The following is a 23,013-nucleotide window of genomic DNA, read 5'->3' as shown; positions in this document are numbered from 1 at the left end:
ATGTATTCAAACAGTGTGATGGTAGATTATCTTGTAGATATCGGCGCGCTTCGCACTAAAAAGATCATAGAAGCCTTTAGAAGTGTCGATAGAGCCGATTTTGTGGCTGATAGTAGAGCTTTTGACATCTACGAGGATCATCCTCTTGGCATAGGTCGTGGACAGACGATATCTCAGCCGAGAACTGTGGCAATGATGCTTGAGATGCTCTCGCCAAGAGAGGGAGACAAGATCTTAGATATAGGAAGCGGCTCAGGCTGGACGACCGCGCTTTTGGCGTATATTGCAGGGAGTAGTGGCTCTGTGACCGGTGTTGAGAGAGTAAGCGAGCTCGTAGAGTTTGGAAGAGAAAATCTAAAAAAGTATGATTTTAAAAATGAAAAGATAGTTCACTCAGGAGATAAGCTAGGCATTGAGGGGGAGAAGTTTGACCGAATATTGGTATCGGCTGCGGCGGATGAGCTTCCCCATGAGCTTGTAAAACAGTTAAAGGTCGGAGGAAAACTTGTTATCCCGATCCAAAATTCCGTTTTTGAAATCGTTAAAAAAGAGGAGGGTTTTGACGTAAAAGAGCACTACGGATTTACGTTTGTTCCGCTGATCTACTAAGGCGTTTTTTATGAAATAAAATTGAGGAGTCAAAAATGTCACATATAGCATGGTTAAGTAAAAAACTCGATAGCGGAAAAGTGTTGTGTCAAGCGTGCGCGCAGGCGTGCAAGCTTGATGAGGGTGAATACGGTATATGCGGAGTCAGACGTGTAGAAGATGGTGAGCTTAGGCTTCTTGTTTACGGGCTTGCAGCGGCTGTCAATATTGATCCCGTCGAGAAAAAACCGATGTTTCATTTTCTGCCAAAAACAAGAGTATTCTCTATCGGAACGGTAGGATGCAACTTCTCCTGCAAGTTTTGTCAAAACTATGATATATCGCAATACCCAAAAGAGCATGAACACAAGATAGTCGGCCGTGAATTTCCGCCCCAGAGCATCGTCGAGGCGGCAGTAGATAATGTCTGCAAATCCATAGCCTATACCTACAATGAGCCGATAGTCTTCTTTGAGTACACCTACGATACGGCAAAACTCGCACATGAGCGGGGATTGAAAAATATATATGTAACAAGCGGTTATGAGACGCGAAAGGCAATAGACCTGCTAGCACCATATATAGACGGTATGAATATAGATATCAAGAGCTTTTCTGATGAGTTTTACAAAGAGATCTGCGGTGCAAGACTAAAGCCTGTTCTTGAAGCCGTTAAGTATGCCCACGAAAAGGGGATATGGATAGAGATAACAACGCTTCTGATTCCGGGCAAGAATGATTCTGATGAAGAGATAAGAGGCATAGCAAAGTTTATAGCGGAGCTTGACACCTCCATCCCGTGGCATCTCTCGGCATTTCATCCTACATACAAGATGCTTGATGTTGCCCGTACTCCTGAATCTACGCTTCTGCGCGCTTATAAAATAGGGCAGGAGGAGGGTCTGAAATACATCTACGTCGGCAATATAGATAATGAAGATCATGAATCGACATACTGTCCAAACTGCAAAAACAGAGTGATCGATAGAAGCGGTAATATAGGGCAGTTCGTGACAAACGATCTTGATGAAGAGGGCAGATGCCCGCATTGCGGCTATATGCTTGAAGGTGTATGGAGCTAAGGTGATCTATTGACTTGATAACGCTTCTTAGTTATCATTGATTATACTTTAGCGTTATTTTAAACCAGTAAGGCGGTTAATATGATACGTTTATTTTTTCTTCTGCTTTTGACATTTTTGCCTCTTTTCGCGGACAACTCGCTTGTAGTTAAGCTTGAGATAAAGGGTGCCATTGGACCTGCCAGCAGCGAGTATCTAAAAGAGGGCATGATATTTGCAAAAGAGAAAAATGCTCAGATTCTACTCATTGAGTTGGATACTCCAGGAGGCTTGTCAAGCTCGATGCGGGAGATGATACAAAGCATTACGAACAGCCCCATTCCTGTAGTTACATACGTTTATCCAAAAGGTGCTCACGCGGCAAGTGCAGGTACTTATCTTCTTTACGCTTCGCATATTGCGGCTATGTCGCCGGGAACAAATCTTGGTGCGGCAACTCCAGTAAGTCTTATGCCCACACCAAATGCGGACGCAAACGGCAGTGCCGTGAGTACTCTGGAGAAGAAAGTGACAAATGATGCTGTTGCTTACATCAAGAGTTTGGCTGAGTTAAATGACCGTAATATCTCATGGGCACTCTCGGCTGTTGAGGAGGCTAAAAGTATCTCCGCAAGCGATGCTGTTGCGTTCGGCGTAATTGATCTCATCGCCCAAAATAGAGAAGAGCTATTAGAAAAACTTGATGCCAGAAGCGTTGTTATATCGGGTAAAAGCGTAACTCTAAATACTAAAAATGCAACCTTGCAGAGTTTTGAGCCAAGCTGGAAAAGCCGATTTTTATCTACGATCACAAATCCAAATATAGCTTACATCTTACTTCTTTTGGCAATATACGGCATCTTTTTTGAGTTGATGAATCCTGGTTCAATATTTCCTGGAGTTACAGGAGTTATTTCCGGGGTAATAGCCATGTATGCGCTCAATATGATACCTTTTGATTATGCGGGACTGCTGCTTATTTTGCTTGGTATCGCTTTAATGGTTGCCGAGGTTTTTGTTGCTGGGTTCGGCATCTTGGGCGTAGGAGGAGTTATAGCTTTTGCTTTTGGCTCACTTTTGCTCTTTGATGCCGACACTCTTGGGCAAAGCGTTTCCATCCCTCTGATCATCGCTTTTACTCTGAGCAGTCTCGTTTTTTTTCTATTGGTGATAAAATTATTTTTGAGTTCAAGGTCTGCTAAGGTCGTCTCGGGCGCAGATGAGATGATAGGAGCAGCGGCTAAAGTCGTTGATGTCAGGGAAGATGGGTATCTGGTGCACTGCCACGGAGAGACTTGGAGTGCGGTAAGCGATAGTAAACTCTCTATAGGTCAAGATGTCGAAGTTGTCGAGCTCTCTGGGCTCGTCTTAAAAGTTATACCAAAACCAATTAAGGAGTAGAAAATGTTTTTCGATATAAATATAACCATACTGTACGTGGTGATCTTTTTAGTCATATTTTTAGCTGCGGCTATACGCATACTGCGAGAGTATCAAAGAGCGGTCGTCTTTACGCTGGGTAGATTTACGGGCATAAAAGGACCGGGACTTATTATTTTGATCCCTTTTATCCAGCAGATGGTAAGGGTAGATCTTCGTACTATCGTTTTGGACGTGCCGACACAGGATGTTATATCTCACGATAATGTCTCCGTTCATGTAAACGCCGTCGTCTATTTTCGCGTTATAGACCCGCAAAAAGCGATTATTCAGGTTGAAGATTTTTACGATGCGACAAGCCAGCTTGCACAGACTACTCTGCGTTCGGTTTTAGGCGGACATGAGCTAGATGAGATGCTTGCCGAGAGAGAAAGACTCAACCACGATATTCAAGAGATCTTGGATAAGCAGACGGATGCATGGGGTATTAAAATATCAAATGTAGAGATCAAGCATATCGACCTTGATGAGAGTATGGTTCGTGCCATCGCAAAACAGGCGGAGGCAGAGCGTGAACGCCGTGCAAAGGTAATCAATGCTAAGGGAGAGGTCGAAGCGAGTGAAAACCTGCTTTTAGCGGCTCAGAAGCTAAGTGAAAATGATCTTGGTATTCAGCTGCGTTACCTTCAAACTATGAGTGACATCTCAAGTGATAAGACAAATACAATTGTTTTTCCATTTCCGACTGACTTTAGCAAGCTTTTTAAAGGGAATTTGAAAGAGTAGGCTGAAACAGCTTCTTTGCATTTTATCCTCTGAAAAATGCATGGTATTATGAAATAAGTCTATGAGGAATAATTTATTTAAAAGTAATGGATGGAAATGTGAAAACAAGAGCTTATGATATAGAGATGCTTCATGATGTTGACAAAGAGTTTGAAGCAGAGTTTTATCACTACTCTAAGACGCTTAGTTACGCAAAAGGGGCATCTCCGTTCTCTGTCGATGATTTCTTAAAGCACTTCTATATAGTTATTGAGGGCAGAGTAAAGACATACCAGATAAATCTTGACAACGCCAAAGAGCAGACTATTTTTGTCTACAAAAGAGGTGATATGTTCGATGTTATATCTCTTTTGGATGAGAAGCCGCACGAGGTCGTATATGAGGTACTCGAAGATTGCAGATTGCTTCAGCTCCCCATTGAAAAAGTTAGGTACTGGATAGAGAACAACTCTACATTTAAAGAGCTTTTTTTCCCATATCTGGCTGCCAAAATGAGGCACGTAGAGACTTTGGCAAGCGAGCTTTCGCTTTATGACGTAAAAGAGAGACTTATGCATCTGCTGCTAGAAAATATAAACCCACATAGCACTTTTAAATACAAACTTCTTCAAAACCTCTCAAACAGCGAAATATCCAAACTTTTAGGCACCGTAAGACATGTAGTAGAGAGAGCCATAAAACAGCTAAAACAGGAGAAGATCATTCAGACGGAGAGAAAAAACATAAAAGTTATAAATCTGCAAAAACTTCTTGAAAAAACTGACAAAATGCTACCTAAGTAGCAAAAGCGTTTTAAATATTTTTATACCATTTTGCTAATTTTAAAAAAGGAGTTTATTATGTTAATTTCAAGATATTTAAGTCCCGCAGAGGCATATAAAAGAAAAAGAGGCATTGATTTTTTCAATGATTTTTTAAGCTCTTTGGACGAGAATGTGAATGACGGTGCGTTGGCAGATTTCAAGCCTGCCGTAAACACAAGAGAAGGCAAGGACGCTTACCATGTGGATGTTGATCTGCCGGGTGTCAAAAAAGAGGATATTGAGATAAACGTACAGAACAATGTTCTTACGGTTTCGGGTAAAAGAGAGACAAAGAGTGAGGTCAAAGAGGAGGAGTACTACAGAGTGGAGAGCAGTTACGGAAAGTTTCAAAGAAGTTTTACTCTGCCTGATAAAGTAGATACCGAAAATATAAGAGCGGCGTGTGAAGACGGCGTTTTAGAAGTCGTTATCCCGAAGCTTCAGATAGAGAAGAGCTCTGCTAAAAAGATCGAGATAAAGTAACAGGATGCTATGATGGATATTGTAAAAACATCTAAGAAACTGGCTGATAAAGTCGAAGAAAAAGTAGAAAAAGGTTTAGAGGTCGTAAAAGATACGTTTGACAACGTGGCGCGTCATCTCCCTTTCGCAAACTTGGCAAAACATCCTGATGATACCTTTAGTATTGAGATAGACCTTCCGGGCATTAAAAAAGAGGATATAGATATCAAGATGGAAGACGATCACTTAACTATTAATGCACAAAGAAGATATAAGAACGAGACAAAAGCGGATGACTACTATCTTTGCGAGTCGAGTTTTGGTATGTTTAGCAGAAGTTTTGCACTCTCAGACAATATTAACAGAGAGAGTATAGATGCAAAATATGAGAACGGAAGATTGTATATCACGCTTGAGAAAGCTGAGTCTAAAAAGGCTAAAAAGATTTCTATAAAATAGCAGTTTTAGAGCTTCTCGCCAAGAGGCGAGTAGCTTTAGAACATATTTACTACTCCGTAGTCGAGCATCTCTTCAAACTGCTCAGGTGTGAGCACCGCTTTTACCTTCTCGATACAACCCAGATGTATTTTAGTAAGCTCGGCTCTTAGTTTAGCTATCTCATCGACACTCGGATATAACTCGCTCATCGGCGGAGTTTTGTGCTTAAAAGAGACCTTTTGCATAAGTTCAAGTTCAAGCTTTTTAATAACCAGAGCTTTTTGTGCAGCATCCGCCATCAGCTCAGTCTTTATCTTAAGTATGGCATCGATCTGCTCTTGTGAGAGCTCTAGGTTTGAACTGGATGGATCATAAAGCGTCATTCCTACCAGAAACGGAAGATTTTTAGTGACTAAAAAGTAATCCTTTGGAAAGTTCTCTTTTGCTACGAACGCTCCCGCAGGACCTGCAAGTTTTTCCATTTTAATAGCGTCTTGTATCGGCAGAGGTAGATTCGGCTCTGCAGATAGCGTAGTGTTAAGCACCAAAGAGAGTAGTGAGACCTTTGTTACGTTGATAATTGAATTCATATAAATTCCCCTTTAAATTAAGTAGGCGTTCATTATACAGCTCTATATCCAATGAAAACCAAATGCTTAGAAGAGTTTTAGCGGCTAAGTTCGATCGCTTTTTTGACACATGAGTCTAGGGATGTTGTCTCAGACACATAGGGAGTTATATAGGGTGGAAAGTATTTTTCTGTAGTGTGACCTATTGAGACAGCTCTGTAGCTATCATCCCACTGTGAATTTTTTAAAAAACACTCTATAGTAGAGGGTGAAGAGAAGATAATTACGGAGTTTTTTGGAAGCTTTATCTTCTTTTTAAACTCTACGCATACCGTTTCGTACACAATAGTTTCATCACAGATCGCTCCGTTTGAGTTCAGGGTCTCTACAAGGTTTGTAACGACCTTTGAGCCTCTGATATAGAGCACTTTTTTGTTTTTTAATAGAGGAACCAGCTCTTTTGCAAACTCATCTCCATGCTTCTCTTTACTTACAAACTTTATCTTTGCTCCAAGATTACTTGCTACTTTTGCGGTCTGCGGCGCTATCGCGTAGATGGGCTTTTTTATCCACTCTTGATTGTATGAGTTTAAGGAGTAGATCGCATTTTTAGATGTAAAGATAATGGCATCATATTTTGAAAAGTCAAAGTCAACTTTTGTGGTCTCTATCTTGATTACGGGCAGATTTTTTGCCCATTTGACATTTTTGTCGTTTAGTACGTAGATATTTAAAGAGCTGTTTTTGATATTTTCAAAAAATGATGCTATATATCTTTTTATTTTTAAAAAAATTGAGTCTTTTGCATTTAATACAAGTGATTTTTTTTCATCGACAAAAAAATTGATGTTATTTTTGCTCAGCAGATAGGTTATCTTTATCAGCTCCTCAAAAATATGCTCATTTGAGTAGTTTCTATCAAGTATAAAAGAGTTTGAACTTTTTTCATACTCATAGTAGATAAGATTTAGCGGCTCGATCAGTTTTTCTATGTTTTTCATAGAGTGGATGATAACATCATCTGAGTAAATATTTTTTTCAAAAACATCTACTCATAAAGGGTATAGGTTACTGAAAAGTAGTTCCACCGTCAACAACGATCGTCTGCCCTGTAAGCCATGAAGATTCATTGCCGCACAGGAAAAGACAAGCGCCCGTTAGATCCTCAGCTTCTCCCATGCGAGATAACGGAGAGCGTTTAACGACCTCGCTCTTTACCTCTTCATAGTTAGGAAAAGCCTTAAGCGCATCTGTGTCAATAGGTCCGCCGCTTACTGCATTTACTCTGATATTTTTCTCGCCAAGTTCAGCTGCCGCATAACGAACCATCGCCTCTACAGCGGCTTTGTTCGTACCGTGACCGGCATAGTTTGGTGTGTAGACCAGATTTCCTGTTGAGCTCATGCTGATGATGCTTCCGCCGCCCGTTTTCTCCATTCTCTTAGCCGCTTCTTGAGCGCCTACGACAAAAGCGTCAACTGTTGCAATATAGATGTTGTTAAGGCCCTTTGGCTTTAGTCTCATAAACGGACCAAATCCGCCTACAACCGCACGGCCTGAGATAATAGCGTTTGATATAAAAAAGTCGAGTCTATCAAAATCTTTGTCAAATTCCGCGTAGACATCTTTATAGGTATCCGGTTCAAGAATATTAAGTAAATAGGCACGAGCTTTTACGCCGTATTTTGACTCAACGTCTGCAATTATCTCGCTTGCGGTATCCCCTTTTGTCGCATATGTAAATGCCACATCACACCCTTTTGCGGCAAAAGCATATACGATAGCTTTGCCTATTCCGCGAGTTCCGCCGCTTACAAATAGAGTTTTCCCCTTCATTTTACAGTCCCTTTATTTCGTAATTTTTCATAACTTCTTCGAGTATCTTCATATTTTGTGCACTCGGTGCAACAAGAGGAAGTCTGTACTCCAGTGTCTTTATAAGTCCTGCAATATACATCGCCGCTTTTATCATGATCGGGTTTGACTCTAAAAATAGCGCTTTATTAATAGGGAAAAGTTTGTCATTTATAGCTTTTGAACCTTTGTAGTCTCCGCTAAGAGCTAGGCGTACAAGCTCGCTCTTTAGATCAGGAAGCAGGTTTGCCGTAACGGATGTTATGCCCGCTCCGCCGTTTGCAAGGATAGGGTAGTCTATAGCATCATCTCCGCTAAATACTTTAAGCTCGGGTCTGCGTGAGAGCAGTTCAACGCTTCTCTCAAGACTTCCGGTAGCCTCTTTTATGCCGTAGATATTTTTAACGTCGTCAAAGAGTCTTATAACAGTGTCGGCAGTTATATCTACCACCGTGCGACCAGGAACGTTATAGAGCATAAACGGCAGTTCAGGAACAGCTTCGGCAATGCTTTTATAGTGCTGGTATAGTCCTTCTTGAGACGGTTTTACATAGTACGGAGCAACTGAGAATATCGCGTCAACACCGCATTTTTGAGCTGTTTTTGCTGCTTCTATGGCCTCTGCTGTAGAGTTGCTACCCGCACCTGCAAGAACTTTTGTATCGGTTCCGCGGCATACTTCTACAGCTATCTCCATGCATCTTTTATCCTCTTCGTATGTAAGAGTAGCGCTCTCTCCTGTCGTTCCCACAGGGCATACCGCATTTATGCCGTTTTTGATCTGTCTTTTTATCAGGTCTGCATATGTTTGCTCATCGAGCTTTCCATTTTTAAACGGAGTGATGAGTGCAGTTGTTGAACCTGTAACTATATTCATTTAGTTCCCTTTCTTTAAAATTAGCGTTGTTGATCTGTCAAAATCGAAGTACTTTTTTGCGACTTCTTGTACTTTTTCCTGACTGATCTTTTCAATATTTTCCTCATAGGTCAAAAGCGGTGTAAGGTCTCCGCGCACAAGGTAGCTTCCAAATAGGTTTGCTACAGAAGTGGAGCTCTCAAGAGAGTAGATGAAGTCCGCTTTGGAGTTGATCTTTACCTTCTCAAGCTCTTTTTGAGTTACAGGCTTGTTCTTTATGAGTTCAATCTGTTTTATAAGCTCACGTTCAACATCTTCGGCTTTTACTCCGGGGTTGCAGGTCGCTAAAAATATAAATAGACCCGGGTCGATATTTTCCATATTGTATGCGTAAACGCTGTTTACAAGATGCTTTTTGTCCATCAGCTCTTTGTATAGTCTTGAGCTTTTACCTGAGTATAATATCTCGGATATCGCACTTAAGGTTACTTGGTCTTCATGCTTAAAGTCGGGTATGTGAAAGGCTATGGCGATCATCTCCACCTCACTATCTCTTTTTAGAAGCACTCTTTTTGGACCGTCTTGCTCAGGCTCTACAAATTTAAACTCAGGAATCTCAGCTTTGTTTTTAATATGCCCAAATCTTTTTTTAGCCTTTTTAAAGACCTCTTTTGGATCAACGTCGCCTGTTACCATCAAAATGGCATTGTTTGGCTGATAGTACGTTTTGTGAAAATCCTTGATGTCTTTGAGCGTCCAAGTCTGAATGTCATTCATAAACCCGATAGGCGTCCAGTGGTAAGGGTGGTAAACATAAGCATTGTTAAAGAGTGCAAAGTAGAGATACCCAAGCGGAGAGTTCTCCGTTCTCCAGCGTCTCTCTTCGGCTACTACGTCGCGCTCAGGCTGAAACTCTTTATCTTTTAGATTTAGGTTTTGCATAAGTTCAGCGTAGAGTTCAATTGATTTATCAAGATTTAGCGTGCTTGATTTGATGTAGTAGTGAGTATAGTCAAAACTTGTAGAGGCGTTGTTTACCCCTCCAACGCTTTTTACCTCTTTGTCAAACTCTCCCGCATCTAGGTTTTTTGTAGATTTGAAGTTCATATGTTCGAGCATATGGGCGATCCCTGTTTTACCCATGACCTCGTTTCTGCTTCCTACTTTGTAGAAAATGTCGGTGCTAATGACGTTTGTGTTGTTTTTTAGGGGGATGACAACGATCTGCAGACCGTTTTTAAGTGTTTTTGTTTCATATTTTGGTAGTGATGATGCCATTAATGCTCCTGTGATGAGTGCGAGTGCTAAGAAAAATTTCATGCTATTTTCTATCCGCACCTATCGCTTGGGTTATGTTTGTGTAGCCGTCTGCACGGATGAGCTCTGTAAGCTCCAAGTTTATCTCTTTTATCATATCGGGTCCGCCGAAGATGAGACCGCTATATATCTGAACAAGAGAAGCTCCCGCTTTTATGCGTCTGTATGCTTCTTTAGCAGAGTCGATGCCGCCGACCGAGATAAGTGTCGTTTTGCCGTAAAGCTCTTTTGCAACCGCTTCAAATATCTCAAAGCTCTTCTCACAAAGAACCGCACCGCTAAGCCCGCCTATATCTTTTGGCTCTTTTACAAGCGAGTAGTCAATGGTAGTATTTGTCGCAATAATGCCATCAGCCCCTTTTTCTACCGCAAGTGTTGTGAGTGCTACCGCATCCTCTTTGCTCATGTCGGGCGCAATTTTTAACAAAATCGGCTTTGTGGTTATCGCCTTAGCTTCTTCAAAAAGTCTCGTTATAAATTCTTCGTTTTGCAGATCACGAAGCCCAGGAGTGTTTGGAGATGAGATGTTGATAACCATATAATCACCCAGCTCATGAAGCGCTTTTATAAGAGTCGTGTAGTCGTTGATAGCTTCGGCTTCAGGTGTGACCTTGTTTTTGCCTATGTTTATCCCTATAGGTGTTGTAAAAGGGTAGCGCTCTTTTAGTCTTCGCTGAACTTTGAGCAGTCCGTCATTGTTGAAGCCCATCGCATTTTGAATGCTGCGCTCCTCAATATGGCGAAACATTCTAGGCTTTGGATTTCCCTCTTGAGGCTTAGGAGTAACGGTTCCGATCTCTGTAAAGCCAAATCCCAATATCTGCATACCGCGGATCATGGTCGCATTTTTATCAAAACCCGCACCAAGACCGATCGGGTTTAAAAAAGTACGCCCAAAGAGCTCCTGTTTTAAAATCTCGTTTGTAACAAAGTGAGACTCCAGAAACGGATTGAAAGGTATTTGGCAGATATTTGGCAATCTAAGTGCAAACTCTGCAAGATGGTGAGCGCTCTCAGGTTGGAGCTTAAACAGCCAAGGTTTAATGGTTTGATAATCTATCATGAGGTTCTCTTTTACCTTTAAAATGGAGTGATTATACTAAAAAAAAGTAAAGAGCAGTTTATATACAAGGCAATAGAGCTGAAACAAATTTAATATAATGTGCTTTTATGCGCAAGAGCGAGCATCTCTTTGTCTCCTGAGCTGTCTCCGTATGCGTGCACTGTTTCATACTCCTCTATATTCAGGTGTGCTTTTATGCGATTTGCTTTTTCTATGCCGTGGCAGTTCGGGGTTAAAAACTTGCCGCTGAAACTGCCATCTTCAAATTTTAAATGCGTGCATAGAAGCTCGACACCTTCCTTGTCACACCAAGGCTGAAGCCAGCACTGCATCGAGGCTGAGACGATGATAACTCTGTCACCGTTTTTCTGATGTTCTCTTAATATTTTTATTCTCTCTTCATTGATTATTGAGTCAAGTTTTGTGAGAGAGAACTCTTTTGCTTTGTTTTTAAAAAGCTCCTCATCCATCCCCTTGAAAAATATTCTAAAGAGATGCTCTTTTGCAACACCGTTATTCATCAGTTTTGTCTGCCAGAGTATAAAGTAGGGGAGAAAGCGAAACATATTGAGAAGATATTTTTTTATGCCGACACTCTGCTTTAAAAACTCATCAAGCGAATCTTTTGTAGTGAGCGTGCCGTCAAAATCAAAAAGTGCTAGATTCATTGATAATACCTCTCTTTAAAATAGCAAGCTACTACGGGAAGCCAAGACGGGATATTGTAAAAATTCTCATTTTGAAAGTCAAGATAGCGTTTTTTATACTCACCGTAATCAAAACCGATGCATTTTGCACTGTAAAAAGTCGCACCGTCCACTTCAAATGAGTCTAATTCAAAGGATGAACAAACATTTTGCAGCTCTTTGGAGTTTACCTCTCTTTTGTTAAAGAGCGTAATGTCTTTGCCTGCTATATCTCTTACGTCAAAGAGCTTGTCATCTAAGCGGCCGTACTTTGAGTTGTTAAAGAGAACCGTAATATCTCTTTGACAGTAGTGGGAGAGAAGTGAGGCAGTTGAGTAGCTGTAGGTAAAGATCCTCTCATCATCAAATTTCTCAAGTTCACCGCAGAGTGCTTTTGGCTGAGTATACATAACAATGTCCGAGTACTTTTTGTGCTCCTTTAAAATAGAGGTCGGAAGCAGTAAAATAGTGATAAGAATAGCCGCATGAACAAATGTAAAAATAGCGTTGTATCTAAATAGTTTGAGCTGTTTTTCGTTTTGTAAAAAAGCAAAGAGTAGAAAAATATATGGAATAAATATCAAAAACCAGTGAAGTCCGATCTTGTTTTTAAGCGAGACTATTAAAAAGATAAAAAAAGCTACGCCTAAAATTGAGAGCAGAAGTTTAAAGAGTGTTATTTTTTCAAACTCTGTTTTAAAGAGATAGTAGGCTCCCCACGGAGTTAAAATGTAGAGAATCAGCCCAAAATAGCCAAGAACACTTCCTATGTTATAGCTGCTGTCTTGTGTTCTTGCAAAAAAGTTAAAGAGTATGTTGTTCCAGCAGCTGTTGTAGTTAAAATAGAGATTTTGAGCGATAAAGAGGGATACAATAACACTCACAACCAAAACACTCTTTATCGCTTTTGTTTTGTAGATGAGAAGAGTAAAAACAAGAAGAGAGAAGAGCAAAAAGATGGCAAAATATTTACTTAAAAATGCAGAACCAAGAAACACACCTGCTAAAAGCGCATAGCCAAACCACTCTCTCTTCTCAAGCGAATAGAGCAGAAACAGGGTTCCGAGTGAGCTAAAAAAGAGCAGGGCAACATCGTTGGTCATCAGTGAGAGCAGAACGTCTACCGGAGAAGCCAGAAAAATAAACGATGTAAAGAGAGCTTTTTTCTCATCCACGTTATAAAGCAGGGCAATCTTATAGATGACAAAAGCCGCCACAAATGTGGTCACAACCGCAAAGAGCCTAAAAAAGATGTGAGAGTCTGCAATATGGCTCATAAGGTATATTACCCAGCCCACCATTGGCGGATGGTCATAGTAACCCATACTTAGATTGTCAGCCCACTTTATGAAGTAGGCTTCATCTCCCGTTAGCGGAAGTAGCGTTAAAATAAGAAGTTTAAGGGCAAAAATAGCCCCAAGAAGCGTTACCTCTTTTTTGTAGTTCTGTATCATATGCTCATTTTTTTAAATATAAATTCTGGAATATGCTTGATGATAAGCATGATAAAAAACCAGATCGGTTTTGTATAAAGAGTATTTCTGCCCTTTTGCTGAGCACTAAAAATATCTTCGGCGACATTGCACGGCTCTGCGGTTAAGTTCTCAGGTAGATCTAGGTTTTCGGTCATTTTAGTAGCGACAAATCCCGGTTTTACGGTAAGAACCTCCACACCGCTCTCATAAAGCCTGTTTCTAAGACCGCTCAAGTAGGCGCTAAAAGCAGCCTTTGAGCTTCCGTAGATATAGTTTGCTTTTCTGCCTCTGTCTCCTGCAACAGAGCTTACACCTACGATAAAACCGCGTCTCTCTTTCTCAAAATCGTTCGCGACAATGTTTAGTATGCTGACCGCACCGGTATAGTTTACATTTATGGCTCTTAGAGTCTCATCCCAGCTCTTTTGCGCACTCTTTTGCTCTGGCATATAACCAGAGACCACGATTACACCTAGCGGTTTCTCTTCAAGCGAAGCGTAAAAATCCTCATGCGTTTCGTAAGCCGTTATGTCAAACTCTTTTAGCTTTACGTCAACTCCGCTTCTTGTCTCAATATCTTGTTTTAAATCCTCCAAAGAGTCACTCTCTCTGGCTGCAAGATAGATGTTGTAGCCGTTTTTTGCATAGATGCGTGCCACCTCTTTGGCGATATCGCTTTTTGCGCCTATTATTAGTACGTAACTCATATTTGAACCCTTTTTGACTGCAGTGAATTTAATTTTTTATCCATACCGTTTTCTCTTCTAAACTCTCTAAATTTATCTATTTTCTCATACCCTTTCTCAAAGGTCTCACGACTTACACGGACATCTTTTGTAAGGTAGATCCTGCCGCCATATTTAACGACCACTTCATCAAGAGCCTCTAAAAGCTCAAAAAGCCCGTCCTCTATCTTAAAGTCAAGCGCGAGCGAATAGCCTTCAAGAGGAAAAGAGAGATAGTTCTCATTTGCTTTGCCGTAGAGTTTCAAGACCGCCAAAAATGACCCTTTTCCTGAGTCTGAGATTTTTGTCAGTATCTCTTTTAACCCCTCGTAACTATGCTCTTTTGGAAGGATGAACTGGTACTGCGTAAAACCGCCCTTGCCGTAGATCCTGTTCCAGTTGCTAATAGCGTCAAGTGGATAAAAAAATGTGTCGATGTCCACTTTCTGTTTTGAGGTGCCATCTTTTGCTTTTGCGTAGTAGAGCCAGTTAAAAGCCTTTACGCTCAGGTTGTTGAGTGCGAATGAGGGGAAGTTAAAAGGGATGGAGAGCTTTTTTTTGCTTCTGTAATCCAAGTCGCCGTCATCCGCAAAATCGCCTACCATAAGCAGACACTTTCCAAGCTCCTCATCTTTTGCCAAGCAGTCTATCCATGCGACGGAGTAGGGCATATCTTGATATTTTTCAAAGGCTTCAAAGGTCTCTTGGAGGTTTTTTGTCTTGATGGTTGTCTGACGTATATTTTTGGAGTTGATCTTTTTAAGGCTGATTGTCGCACTCAAAATAACGCCCGTAAGCCCCATCCCTCCGCAAGTTGCATAAAAAAGCTCGTCCCCTTTTTTACAAATTTCTGTCTCGCCGCTTGGCAGCATGATGCTAAACTCTTCGACACACTCGCTAAAACACCCCTCTACATGGTGGTTTTTGCCGTGAACGTCGCTTGCGATCGCTCCGCCAACTGTAATGAGTTTTGTTCCGGGAGTTACCTTTAAAAACCAGCCGCGCTTTACAACCGAGTCTAAAATCTCGCTCAAAAGAACGCCCGCTTGACATGTAAGAAGTCCGTTTTCTTCATCAAAAGCCAAAAAGTTGTTATAGGGTTTTACATGTAGGATGTTTTCATTTAGTGCGCCATCACCGTAGCTTCTGCCGTTTCCGTAAGGGATGAACTCGTCCGTTTCTTCTATATAGCTCTTTAAAGCAGCTCTATCTCTTAGAGAGAATTTTTTAGTGATGATTTTTGGAAACATTCCCCAGCTGAGCAGACCCACGGCTAATCCTTAAAGACAAATCTTTTATCGAGATAGTATTTTACTATATATCCTATACTAAGTCCAATAACGGCACCAAGATATTTTGCGCCCTCATCTTCAAAGGCGAGATCAAACCCTATCTCAAAACCCCAAAAGATAAATGTAGTAAAAATACCCATAAGCGAGTAGAGAAAAAACTTTTTGCCGTCATCCTTTTTGCTCTTAGGCGTGTGAAAAAAGATATATTTTTTATCAAGAACATATTTAAGCACCAAACCCGCAACCGTTCCGACGAACATAGCTACGTAAAGTGCCAAAAACCCGCTGTATATTAAAAAACTTATATACTGAAAGGCTATATTTACGGCTGTCGATAAAACAGCAAAAAGCGTATATCTAAGTGCTATCATGTAAGCTTTGCGATCGCTATAAAACTAATGAGCCAAAAGAGGATGGTAAGTTTTAAGAACTTGTCTCTAATGACCACTTTTGTAGGGCTTCCGCTCTCCTCTTCCACAAATGTTATCTGCATATAGCGCAAAATTCCCAAGATGACGAAAAACGAGGTAAGATAGAGATGCTCGGTGCCGAGTCTGCTCTCAACTTCGGGCGAGATGGTATACATTAGGTAGCTGACAATCACGACTCCCGCCATCAAGACCATAGAAGCGTTTACGAACTCAAGGTTGTAGCCGTCTATGTTTTTGCGCGTCTCCTGCCCCTCAAGCGAGAGAAGGACATCGTCTCTTCTTTTTGCAAGTGCCAAAAATAGCGCCAAAAGAAATGTCATAAGTATGATCCACATAGAGAGTGGGATCTCCGTCACACTTGAGCCTGCAAAGAGGCGAAGAACAAAGCCTGTAGCGATGATGAAAATATCCAAAATGGCAATATGTTTCAGTTTTAGCGTATAGGCGATATTTAAAAGAAAATAGATAAGCAAAACAGTAAAAAGTTCTGTGTTAAAGAGCAGCGAGATGCCGAGTGAAGTCGTTGAGAGGATCAGCATAAGAGAGATCGCGCTGTTCTTGGAGACGCTTCCGCTTGCAAGTGGGCGGTTTCTCTTTGTAGGATGGGCTCTGTCTTCGTTAATATCCAAAAGGTCGTTGAAGATGTAGATACTGCTTGCCAAAAGGCTAAAGAGCAAAAAAGCGACTAGTACGTTTAGATTGTCTTGGCTGTCACTGAATGAAAACGAGAAGAGCAGGGGCAGAAATATAAAGAGGTTTTTTATATATTGATGTATGCGAAAGAGCTTAAGTGTTTCAGTCAAAAAGATAACCTTAATTTTTTAAATGATAGTATACCATTTATATGAATAAGATAGAAATCATGCAAAGGAGAACAGTATTATGAGCAGAGTTTTAGTGCCCTTGGCTGAGGGATTTGAAGAGATAGAAGCTATAAATATCATAGATGTACTAAGAAGAGGAGATATCGAGGTGCTTATCGCATCTTTGAACGCCAAAAGAGAGGTCAAGGGAGCGCACAATATCACTGTTATGGCAGAGATGAGCATAAACGATGTCGATGTATCTTCGCTGGATATGATAGTACTGCCGGGCGGTTGGGGCGGAACTGTTGCCTTACGCGATGATGCTAATGTGCAGAGGATATTAAAAGAGATGGACGCGGAGGGCAAAAATATCGGAGCTATCTGTGCGGCACCTCTGGCTCTGCATACGGCAGGAGTTCTAAAGCATAACTATACTTGTTATCCGACTACGGAAGAGCAGATAAGAGAGGACGGTTTTAGCGATAGTGACATGGTGGTTACAGATGGCAACGTGATGACTTCAAGAGGACCCGCAACTGCCATCTGTTTTGCTCTGCAGATAGTCAAAAAGTTAAAAGGCGAGCAGAAGTACAGCGAGGTTAAATCTGCTCTTCTTGCTTCTTACTGCGACTAAACACCAGATTTTTAAGGCTTCTTTGCTCATCTAGGCTTACAAACTCTTTTGGGTTTTCAAGCCGCCCTACAAACTCAAAGTCGGGGGTGAGCTCTTTGATGAGCTCTGTCAAAAAATCACAATCAAGTTCAGGTGAGTTCAGACATGCAAGAAGCGTGCACTCGTCCGCTGCTATCTCAGGCAGCTTTTTGATGATCTTTTGGTAATCTTTTGTAGCCTCAAAACTCCCTTTTTGAAAGGTTGGCGGGTCTATGATGATTAGATCATACGGTCCTCTTTTTTTGATGCGTGAGAAGGACTTTAAAATATTGTAGGGTAAAAAACTGACCCCTTTTGTGTCGATGCCGTTTAGATGGTGGTTTGAGCGTCCCACCGAGAGCGCGCCTTTGCTCATATCTATGTTTGAGACACTTAGCGCGCCGCCCAGTTTTGCCGCAACACTAAAAGCGCAGGTGTAACTAAAGAGATTTAGCACGTTTTTATCTTTTGCATTCTCTCTCACGAACGCTCTGCCGTTTTTCATATCTGGGAAGTAGAAGCTGTTTTGGTTGGAGAGCAGGTTTAATTTTAGCTTCATACCGTTCTCTATTGCAAAAGTGTCTTGCTCTAACTCTCCTACAATGACCTCACTTGGATAGCCTTTTATATAGCGTCTCTGGATTACAAGAGTCTTATATCTGCTTGAAGATACAAACCGCTTTAGCATCTCTATAAGCTCACTCTCAGACTCCTCTTCAAAGTAGAATCCTACGCTGAGTATGGTGTCAATGGAGTCTATGGTGAGGTGCTTGTACTCCTCATAAAGACCGCCGCGCCCGTGAAAAAGTCTCTTAAATTCTTCGGTTGCATCTTTTGTGTTCTCTTCTAAAAGTTCTTCTAGTTGTTCAACTCTCATTTTTTGCCTAATAATTTTTGTATAATTTTAACCACTTTAAAGAGCAAAAGGCAAAATTTGAATAAAAAAGTAGTGGTTATCGGAGGCGGTTACGGCGGACTGCGGGCAGTGGAGCATCTCTCTAAAAGCAGTGACATAGATATAACGCTTATAGATAAAAATCCATACCACTATCTACAGACCGAAGCATACGGCTATATAGCGGGCAGATTTGATATGCACGATGTCGCCGTGGATCTCAAAGAGTGGTGCAGTGGGTTTGAAAAAAAGGTAGAGTATATAAACGATAGGGTAACTTCGATAGAGTTTGATGAACAGCAGGTAAAGAGACTCGGGGGTTCAATACCTTACGACTACTTAATAATCGCAACGGGAGCGCAAACAAACTTTTTCTCTTTTATAAAGGGGCTAAGAGAACATAGCTACGGTGTGAAAAAGCTCCAAAGAGCTTATAACTTCAGAATCGAGTTTGAAAACCTTATCTATAAAAAGCTCTTAAACGAAAAAAACGGCGAAGATATTAATCTGGTCATCGGCGGAGCAGGTCTTAGCGGTGTAGAGGTTGCCGCGGAGATGGCTCATGTCATAGAAGTGTATAAAAAGACGATAGGTGCCAGAGTAGAGAGTATAAAGATATATCTCATAGACGCAAGCAAGACCATTTTGCCTGGAGTGAGCGAGTTTCTAATCAAGAGCACGCAAAAAAGGCTCGATTCATTGGGAGTAAAGACGCTAAGAGAGACGTTTATAGATAGCATGGATGATTCATATATCTACTTTAGAGATTCAAAAAAGCTCAAATACCACTTTATGGTCTTTACGGGAGGCATAAAAGCAGCCGAACTAAACGACTCTTTGGATGTAGAGAAAAACAAGATATCCCAGTTCATTCCAAACAGCAGGCTTAACATTGGCAACAGAGAGAACGTCTTTGCAATCGGCGACTGTGTAGAGATAAAAAACGCTGCAAAAGAAGTGCTCCCTCCGACCGCGCAGACTGCGGAGAGAAGTGCAGAGTATGTGGCGGATGCCATCAGAAAAAAGATGGACAAACAAGATATAAAACCGTTTAACTCCAGCGTTCTTGGCGTATTTATCGCTCTTGGCGGAAAGTACTCTGCAGGCGAGATTTTTGGTTTTATAAAAGTTAGCGGATACAGTGCGTATCTTCTAAAAAAAGCTATAACCAAAGCCTACTATCTCGGACTACGTTTGCGCATCAACGCAGGCTATAAGAACAGAATAAAAAGGGATATATAACTAAAGAGTTATACCCTCTCCCAAAACGTACCTTGAGGCGTGTCCATAAGACTTACGCCAAAGGAGAGTATCTCATCGCGGATATTGTCTGAGGTTGCAAAATCTTTAGCTTTTTTTGCTTCATCTCTCTGCTTTATGAGCGTCTCTATCTTTGCCTTTGTCTCTTCGTTGACTCCCCACTGAAAATACTCGTAAGGGTTTTTTACGCCAAACCCCAAAACCTCTTCTATGTATGCAAGGTTTGATAATGTATCACGCTTAAGCTCTTTGTGTTTTCCCGCCGCATCAAGCGTCTCGTTGGCGTGAGATAGCATCTCATCTATGAGAGCCAAAGCAGCGGATATGTTGAGGTCATCGTTTAGGGCTTTTAAAAGATTTTCCTGAAACTCAGTCTTCTCGTTGTTGTGCGTGAGCCCAAATAGGCGTTTTTTGAGTCTGTAAATCTTGTCTAGTCTCTTCTTGGAAGCGAGCAGATCATCTTCGTTGAAGTTGAAGTTGCTTCTGTAGTGCGTACTTAGAAGATAAAAACGCAGAACCTCTCCGTCGTAAACTTTTAGAGCATCTTTCAAAAAAAAGCTGTTTCCCAAGCTTTTAGACATCTTCTCGCCGTCTATATTTACAAAACCGTTGTGCATCCAGTAGTTTGCGAGTGCGTGGTCTGTCGCACATCTTGTCTGCGCCGCTTCGTTTTCATGGTGAGGAAAGAGCAGGTCAGCCCCGCCGCCGTGAATATCTACGGCAAACTTTCTGCCTTTATGCGCCAAATGCTTCTCTATCATGGCAGAACACTCCAAGTGCCATCCCGGACGACCTCTGCCAAAAGGGGAATCAAATGTTACACTGTCGTCTTTTACGCTTTTCCATAGAGCAAAATCTGCACTGTTCTTTTTCTGTGAGGAGCTCTCAACACGCTGTTTTTTGTCATCTTCATCTTGAATTCTGCAAGAGAGCTTGAGGTACTCACTGTCGCTTGAGGTGTCAAAATAGACATCGCCGTCTTCTGTTTTGTAGGCATGGTTGCTATCGATAAGCTTTTGTATCAGCTCAAACATCGCTTCAAGCGATTCGGTTGCTTTTGGCTCAAGATCTGGCCGTTTTACGCCAAGCTTCTCCATCTCTTTGTGGTAGGCTTCGGTATAAAAATCTGTTATCTCTTTTATCTCTTTGCCGTTTTGGCTCGCTTTGTTGATGATCTTATCGTCGATATCCGTTATGTTTCTTGCATAGGTAACATCGTAGCCCTCAGCCTTTAAAACTCTAGTTAAAAGGTCAAAAACAAGAGCGCTTTTTGCATGTCCCAAGTGGGCATCGTCATAAACAGTAGGACCGCACACATAAAGGCTCACTTTGTCGCTCTCTTGAGGGATAAACTCCCTCTTTGTTTTTTGCACTGAATCGTAAATTGTCATTAAACTGTTTCCTCTAGGTATTGTTATTTCTTTGCATTAGTTTTTTTGGATTTTGTTTTGTATGAAAGATAGCCAATATCATTATAATATCTTCATATTTTTCATATATTATGATGTATGGAAACTTCTTCATTACAACTTTTTGAGATGTTTCAGTCTCATATTGATATAAATTTGGAGAACTTAGGATATCGTTGAATTGTTTGTCAATATGAGATAAAAATTTTTTTTCTAGTTTTGGGCTTATTTCAAAGTAATAGTTGAGTGCAATTACTAACTCATTTTCCGCAAGAGGATGTAGTTTTAAAGTCAAAACTATCTTTCTAAATCACTTTTTATGTCATTCCAATTTCGACCAATAGAGCAATCTTTATGAAAAGAGTTTATTCTAGAACCAAGCTCTTTTTTTTGTTCTTCACTAAGCTCGGAAGTATTGTTTATTTGAGAGAAATCATGTATGTCATTGTCAACAATAAACTTCAATGCTTTCATTATTTCATCTTTTGAGCTATTAAAAAACTTTTCAATCTTTGGCTCTTCTATTGATAGCTGTATCATAAATATCTCCCAAATTTTTAATATAACGCCAATTTTAGCAAAAAAATGTTAAATAAACTTTCTATTGTATGCTTTTCTAGTTCCCAAGTTTTACTTGGGAATTCACATATCGCTTTGTGTTGTTATTTCAGTATGCATTCCCAACTACAAGTTGGGAACGAGTGAAAAATACTTATTCAACAATAGAACCTTTTTCATCAATTTTAATATTTGGTTTTTCGGCTCTAAAGGACTCGATAGATAATTCATTTCCTTTAATCTTAGCAAAAACATATGACTTATCAATTGTCTCACTGTTCAACATAATAGTGTCTTCTTTGTTGATGGATTCAATGTTATACCCTAGTGGTTTAAATTGTTCAATAATTTTATTTTTTATTTTTATAAAATCTTCTTGATTTACTAAAATTGCTGTCAACAAATACTTGTCTGGAGTTATATTCTCTTTTTGAGTTATGTCTTTTAAAATATTTCCACAAGTTTTACATTTGAAATCATCTTCACTTACAATACTATTACACTTTTTACAAGTATGATTTTTAGTTTTCTTTGGAAAAACAATCATCAAAATAAGACTTATTATAAATATTATTTCAATAACTGTACTTAAGCCCTTACTTTCCATATTTAATTCTACCATTAAAATTTGCGCTACAAACAATAATACTAGAGCAACAATTGCACCTATAACCCAACCTCTTACAATAGCTCCAACAAATAAAGCTAATTCAAATATTAATAACATGTTTCTCCTTGTATTTAATGGTTAAACTCACCAAGCCTTGTTAGGCTTCTGGTATCTGTGGAGCTTGTAAGCTTGAAAAGTATTTTTTTGTCATTGCAAAGAAAATTGCAAAGACAATTCCGAAAAATACTGTGTTGTAAACAATACCGATGATATTAAAACCATTGAGGATGCTGAGTATCCACATACATGTAGCTAACACACCAAAAATAATAATCGAAATTTTTGAGCTTTTTTCTGGATTAGCAACGGAGTATTTTTTGTTGATGTACGAAAGTGAATACTTCACACCAAGAAAAACAAAACCAACGCTTACCAAATCTTTTAAAATTCTCAATGTTGTAACATCAAGGGAATTCCCTAAAAACTTGAGTATAAGGTATCCTGCCAGTAATCCAAAGAATGGAAATATAATTGTTGTATTTAATATATGATGTGTAACAACACTTGCAGCAGGTTTTTCTTTTTTCACTTTGACTCCTTCATATAATATATTTATCAACCAAATAGTTAAAATATGGTTGTGTGTTCTTAAAGACTCATAGTTTTCACAAAAGCTAATAATAAACAGGTTTTTTTCCTTTTTGGACTTAAGTACTAGCACATAAAACGTCTTGTGTTAGCTTTATAAAATCATCTATAGGATGCTAAGGGGAGATTGACACTCTTTACCTTTTATAACACGAAGCTATGAGATCTACAAACTAACTACAAGAGGTGTAAAATGTATTATGTTGGAATTGATGTTGCGAAAGAGAAACATTATGTTTGTATCTTAGATGATACTAATGAATTTGCTGTTAAACCGTTTTGGATATATTCAGATATTTTAGGTCTTAGAGAACTACTCAAACGATTAGCTGAGTTATCTTTAGATAGTGATGATTTTATCATAGGAGTAGAATCTACGGGTGCATTTA

At 40.2% G+C, this 23,013-nt stretch carries 28 protein-coding genes; 10 read left to right on the top strand and 18 right to left on the bottom strand.

Annotated features, from left to right (window positions below):
- The 7 genes from FCU45_RS05535 to FCU45_RS05505 all read left to right on the top strand — a co-directional run bounded on the left by FCU45_RS05535 (position 1) and on the right by FCU45_RS05505 (position 5,539).
- The gene (locus FCU45_RS05535) at positions 1-609 is read left to right on the top strand and encodes a protein-L-isoaspartate O-methyltransferase family protein (protein WP_137013135.1); all 609 of its coding nucleotides are present in this window, start codon (positions 1-3) and stop codon (positions 607-609) included.
- 35 nt (positions 610-644) lie between these two features.
- Positions 645-1,670 (top strand): AmmeMemoRadiSam system radical SAM enzyme, encoded by a 1,026-nt coding sequence (gene amrS / locus FCU45_RS05530; protein WP_137013133.1) that lies wholly within the window; start codon positions 645-647, stop codon positions 1,668-1,670.
- A gap of 81 nt (positions 1,671-1,751) precedes the next feature.
- The gene (locus tag FCU45_RS05525) at positions 1,752-3,050 is read left to right on the top strand and encodes an NfeD family protein (RefSeq protein ID WP_137013131.1); all 1,299 of its coding nucleotides are present in this window, start codon (positions 1,752-1,754) and stop codon (positions 3,048-3,050) included.
- A 3-nt stretch (positions 3,051-3,053) separates the two neighbouring features.
- The gene (locus FCU45_RS05520; protein WP_137013129.1) at positions 3,054-3,815 is read left to right on the top strand and encodes a slipin family protein; all 762 of its coding nucleotides are present in this window, start codon (positions 3,054-3,056) and stop codon (positions 3,813-3,815) included.
- A 98-nt stretch (positions 3,816-3,913) separates the two neighbouring features.
- Positions 3,914-4,597 carry a Crp/Fnr family transcriptional regulator gene (locus tag FCU45_RS05515; protein ID WP_246032254.1) on the top strand — a complete coding sequence of 228 codons (684 nt, stop codon included), beginning with the start codon at positions 3,914-3,916 and terminating at the stop codon, positions 4,595-4,597.
- Between the two features lie 57 nt (positions 4,598-4,654).
- Complete coding sequence (locus tag FCU45_RS05510) at positions 4,655-5,101, top strand: Hsp20/alpha crystallin family protein (protein WP_137013125.1); 447 nt, start codon at positions 4,655-4,657, stop codon at positions 5,099-5,101.
- Between the two features lie 12 nt (positions 5,102-5,113).
- A complete protein-coding gene (locus tag FCU45_RS05505; protein WP_137013123.1) occupies positions 5,114-5,539 on the top strand; it encodes an Hsp20/alpha crystallin family protein in 426 nt (141 codons plus the stop codon).
- A gap of 35 nt (positions 5,540-5,574) precedes the next feature.
- On the opposite strand, the gene FCU45_RS05500 is transcribed toward FCU45_RS05505, so the two are convergent.
- The 12 genes from FCU45_RS05500 to FCU45_RS05445 form a co-directional block, all read right to left on the bottom strand.
- Complete coding sequence (locus tag FCU45_RS05500) at positions 5,575-6,108, bottom strand: hypothetical protein (protein ID WP_137013121.1); 534 nt, start codon at positions 6,106-6,108, stop codon at positions 5,575-5,577.
- A 77-nt stretch (positions 6,109-6,185) separates the two neighbouring features.
- Positions 6,186-7,088 (bottom strand): uroporphyrinogen-III synthase, encoded by a 903-nt coding sequence (locus FCU45_RS05495; RefSeq protein WP_137013119.1) that lies wholly within the window; start codon positions 7,086-7,088, stop codon positions 6,186-6,188.
- Positions 7,089-7,155: 67 nt separating this feature from the next.
- Complete coding sequence (locus tag FCU45_RS05490; RefSeq protein WP_137013117.1) at positions 7,156-7,923, bottom strand: enoyl-ACP reductase; 768 nt, start codon at positions 7,921-7,923, stop codon at positions 7,156-7,158.
- A gap of 1 nt (position 7,924) precedes the next feature.
- Complete coding sequence (gene dapA, locus FCU45_RS05485) at positions 7,925-8,818, bottom strand: 4-hydroxy-tetrahydrodipicolinate synthase (protein WP_137013115.1); 894 nt, start codon at positions 8,816-8,818, stop codon at positions 7,925-7,927.
- Positions 8,819-10,075, bottom strand: a complete 1,257-nt coding sequence (locus tag FCU45_RS05480) for a M16 family metallopeptidase (RefSeq protein WP_137013113.1) — start codon at positions 10,073-10,075, stop codon at positions 8,819-8,821.
- A gap of 43 nt (positions 10,076-10,118) precedes the next feature.
- Positions 10,119-11,177, bottom strand: a complete 1,059-nt coding sequence (locus FCU45_RS05475) for a quinone-dependent dihydroorotate dehydrogenase (RefSeq protein WP_137013111.1) — start codon at positions 11,175-11,177, stop codon at positions 10,119-10,121.
- A gap of 89 nt (positions 11,178-11,266) precedes the next feature.
- On the bottom strand, positions 11,267-11,845 hold the full coding sequence (locus tag FCU45_RS05470; protein ID WP_137013109.1) for an HAD family hydrolase: 579 nt from the start codon (positions 11,843-11,845) through the stop codon (positions 11,267-11,269).
- Positions 11,842-13,317, bottom strand: a complete 1,476-nt coding sequence (locus FCU45_RS05465) for a glycosyltransferase family 39 protein (RefSeq protein ID WP_137013107.1) — start codon at positions 13,315-13,317, stop codon at positions 11,842-11,844. Before FCU45_RS05465 ends, FCU45_RS05470 begins: the two co-directional genes overlap by 4 nt.
- Positions 13,314-14,045, bottom strand: coding sequence for an SDR family oxidoreductase (locus FCU45_RS05460; protein WP_137013105.1), 732 nt, complete (start codon positions 14,043-14,045; stop codon positions 13,314-13,316). The genes FCU45_RS05465 and FCU45_RS05460 overlap by 4 nt, the downstream gene beginning before the upstream one ends.
- Positions 14,042-15,334 (bottom strand): FAD-binding oxidoreductase, encoded by a 1,293-nt coding sequence (locus FCU45_RS05455; protein WP_246032253.1) that lies wholly within the window; start codon positions 15,332-15,334, stop codon positions 14,042-14,044. The genes FCU45_RS05460 and FCU45_RS05455 overlap by 4 nt, the downstream gene beginning before the upstream one ends.
- Positions 15,335-15,336: 2 nt before the next feature.
- Complete coding sequence (locus tag FCU45_RS05450; RefSeq protein ID WP_137013103.1) at positions 15,337-15,726, bottom strand: GtrA family protein; 390 nt, start codon at positions 15,724-15,726, stop codon at positions 15,337-15,339.
- Positions 15,723-16,589: a decaprenyl-phosphate phosphoribosyltransferase gene (locus FCU45_RS05445; protein ID WP_246032252.1), complete on the bottom strand. Its 867-nt coding sequence runs from the start codon at positions 16,587-16,589 to the stop codon at positions 15,723-15,725. Before FCU45_RS05445 ends, FCU45_RS05450 begins: the two co-directional genes overlap by 4 nt.
- A 79-nt stretch (positions 16,590-16,668) precedes the next feature.
- On the opposite strand from FCU45_RS05445, the gene FCU45_RS05440 reads away from it, so the two are divergent.
- Complete coding sequence (locus FCU45_RS05440) at positions 16,669-17,226, top strand: DJ-1 family glyoxalase III (RefSeq protein WP_137013100.1); 558 nt, start codon at positions 16,669-16,671, stop codon at positions 17,224-17,226.
- Here the strand turns inward: FCU45_RS05440 and FCU45_RS05435 are convergent.
- Positions 17,192-18,121: a class I SAM-dependent methyltransferase gene (locus FCU45_RS05435; protein ID WP_137013098.1), complete on the bottom strand. Its 930-nt coding sequence runs from the start codon at positions 18,119-18,121 to the stop codon at positions 17,192-17,194. The genes FCU45_RS05440 and FCU45_RS05435 overlap by 35 nt on opposite strands.
- A gap of 57 nt (positions 18,122-18,178) precedes the next feature.
- Between FCU45_RS05435 and FCU45_RS05430 the strand changes: the two genes are divergently transcribed.
- Positions 18,179-19,381 (top strand): NAD(P)/FAD-dependent oxidoreductase, encoded by a 1,203-nt coding sequence (locus FCU45_RS05430; RefSeq protein ID WP_137013096.1) that lies wholly within the window; start codon positions 18,179-18,181, stop codon positions 19,379-19,381.
- A gap of 8 nt (positions 19,382-19,389) precedes the next feature.
- Here the strand turns inward: FCU45_RS05430 and cysS are convergent, their stop codons facing one another.
- The 5 genes from cysS to FCU45_RS05405 all read right to left on the bottom strand — a co-directional run bounded on the left by cysS (position 19,390) and on the right by FCU45_RS05405 (position 22,565).
- Entirely contained in the window at positions 19,390-20,790 is a 1,401-nt protein-coding gene (gene cysS / locus FCU45_RS05425) for a cysteine--tRNA ligase (RefSeq protein WP_137013094.1), read from the bottom strand.
- 13 nt (positions 20,791-20,803) lie between these two features.
- A complete protein-coding gene (locus FCU45_RS05420; RefSeq protein ID WP_170175832.1) occupies positions 20,804-21,103 on the bottom strand; it encodes a type II toxin-antitoxin system RelE/ParE family toxin in 300 nt (99 codons plus the stop codon).
- A 2-nt stretch (positions 21,104-21,105) separates the two neighbouring features.
- Positions 21,106-21,348 (bottom strand): hypothetical protein, encoded by a 243-nt coding sequence (locus FCU45_RS05415; protein WP_137013090.1) that lies wholly within the window; start codon positions 21,346-21,348, stop codon positions 21,106-21,108.
- A 172-nt stretch (positions 21,349-21,520) separates the two neighbouring features.
- Positions 21,521-22,093: a hypothetical protein gene (locus FCU45_RS05410; protein ID WP_137013088.1), complete on the bottom strand. Its 573-nt coding sequence runs from the start codon at positions 22,091-22,093 to the stop codon at positions 21,521-21,523.
- 40 nt (positions 22,094-22,133) lie between these two features.
- Positions 22,134-22,565, bottom strand: a complete 432-nt coding sequence (locus FCU45_RS05405; protein ID WP_137013086.1) for a hypothetical protein — start codon at positions 22,563-22,565, stop codon at positions 22,134-22,136.
- Positions 22,566-22,817: 252 nt separating this feature from the next.
- Between FCU45_RS05405 and FCU45_RS05400 the strand changes: the two genes are divergently transcribed.
- A partial coding sequence (locus tag FCU45_RS05400; protein ID WP_137013084.1) for an IS110 family transposase occupies positions 22,818-23,013 on the top strand: 196 nt, incomplete at its 3' end.

It is taken from the genome of Sulfurimonas crateris (assembly GCF_005217605.1).
GTDB classification, from domain to species: Bacteria; Campylobacterota; Campylobacteria; order Campylobacterales; family Sulfurimonadaceae; genus Sulfurimonas; species Sulfurimonas crateris.
The sequence above is the reverse complement of the archived record's forward strand: the minus strand, read 5'-3'. Positions and strand labels throughout refer to the sequence as shown.

What these genes read in the sequence shown, in the direction of transcription:
- FCU45_RS05525 (WP_137013131.1), top strand. Translation starts at nt 1,752, where the DNA reads ATGATACGTTTATTTTTTCTTCTGCTTTTGACATTTTTGCCTCTTTTC.
- FCU45_RS05450 (WP_137013103.1), bottom strand. Translation starts at nt 15,726, where the DNA reads ATGATAGCACTTAGATATACGCTTTTTGCTGTTTTATCGACAGCCGTA.
- FCU45_RS05505 (WP_137013123.1), top strand. Translation starts at nt 5,114, where the DNA reads ATGGATATTGTAAAAACATCTAAGAAACTGGCTGATAAAGTCGAAGAA.
- FCU45_RS05520 (WP_137013129.1), top strand. Translation starts at nt 3,054, where the DNA reads ATGTTTTTCGATATAAATATAACCATACTGTACGTGGTGATCTTTTTA.
- FCU45_RS05495 (WP_137013119.1), bottom strand. Translation starts at nt 7,088, where the DNA reads ATGAAAAACATAGAAAAACTGATCGAGCCGCTAAATCTTATCTACTAT.
- FCU45_RS05475 (WP_137013111.1), bottom strand. Translation starts at nt 11,177, where the DNA reads ATGATAGATTATCAAACCATTAAACCTTGGCTGTTTAAGCTCCAACCT.
- dapA (WP_137013115.1), bottom strand. Translation starts at nt 8,818, where the DNA reads ATGAATATAGTTACAGGTTCAACAACTGCACTCATCACTCCGTTTAAA.
- FCU45_RS05480 (WP_137013113.1), bottom strand. Translation starts at nt 10,075, where the DNA reads ATGGCATCATCACTACCAAAATATGAAACAAAAACACTTAAAAACGGT.
- FCU45_RS05460 (WP_137013105.1), bottom strand. Translation starts at nt 14,045, where the DNA reads ATGAGTTACGTACTAATAATAGGCGCAAAAAGCGATATCGCCAAAGAG.
- FCU45_RS05415 (WP_137013090.1), bottom strand. Translation starts at nt 21,348, where the DNA reads ATGATACAGCTATCAATAGAAGAGCCAAAGATTGAAAAGTTTTTTAAT.
- FCU45_RS05510 (WP_137013125.1), top strand. Translation starts at nt 4,655, where the DNA reads ATGTTAATTTCAAGATATTTAAGTCCCGCAGAGGCATATAAAAGAAAA.
- FCU45_RS05535 (WP_137013135.1), top strand. Translation starts at nt 1, where the DNA reads ATGTATTCAAACAGTGTGATGGTAGATTATCTTGTAGATATCGGCGCG.
- amrS (WP_137013133.1), top strand. Translation starts at nt 645, where the DNA reads ATGTCACATATAGCATGGTTAAGTAAAAAACTCGATAGCGGAAAAGTG.
- FCU45_RS05490 (WP_137013117.1), bottom strand. Translation starts at nt 7,923, where the DNA reads ATGAAGGGGAAAACTCTATTTGTAAGCGGCGGAACTCGCGGAATAGGC.
- FCU45_RS05435 (WP_137013098.1), bottom strand. Translation starts at nt 18,121, where the DNA reads ATGAGAGTTGAACAACTAGAAGAACTTTTAGAAGAGAACACAAAAGAT.
- FCU45_RS05500 (WP_137013121.1), bottom strand. Translation starts at nt 6,108, where the DNA reads ATGAATTCAATTATCAACGTAACAAAGGTCTCACTACTCTCTTTGGTG.
- cysS (WP_137013094.1), bottom strand. Translation starts at nt 20,790, where the DNA reads ATGACAATTTACGATTCAGTGCAAAAAACAAAGAGGGAGTTTATCCCT.
- FCU45_RS05465 (WP_137013107.1), bottom strand. Translation starts at nt 13,317, where the DNA reads ATGATACAGAACTACAAAAAAGAGGTAACGCTTCTTGGGGCTATTTTT.
- FCU45_RS05470 (WP_137013109.1), bottom strand. Translation starts at nt 11,845, where the DNA reads ATGAATCTAGCACTTTTTGATTTTGACGGCACGCTCACTACAAAAGAT.
- FCU45_RS05440 (WP_137013100.1), top strand. Translation starts at nt 16,669, where the DNA reads ATGAGCAGAGTTTTAGTGCCCTTGGCTGAGGGATTTGAAGAGATAGAA.
- FCU45_RS05410 (WP_137013088.1), bottom strand. Translation starts at nt 22,093, where the DNA reads ATGTTATTAATATTTGAATTAGCTTTATTTGTTGGAGCTATTGTAAGA.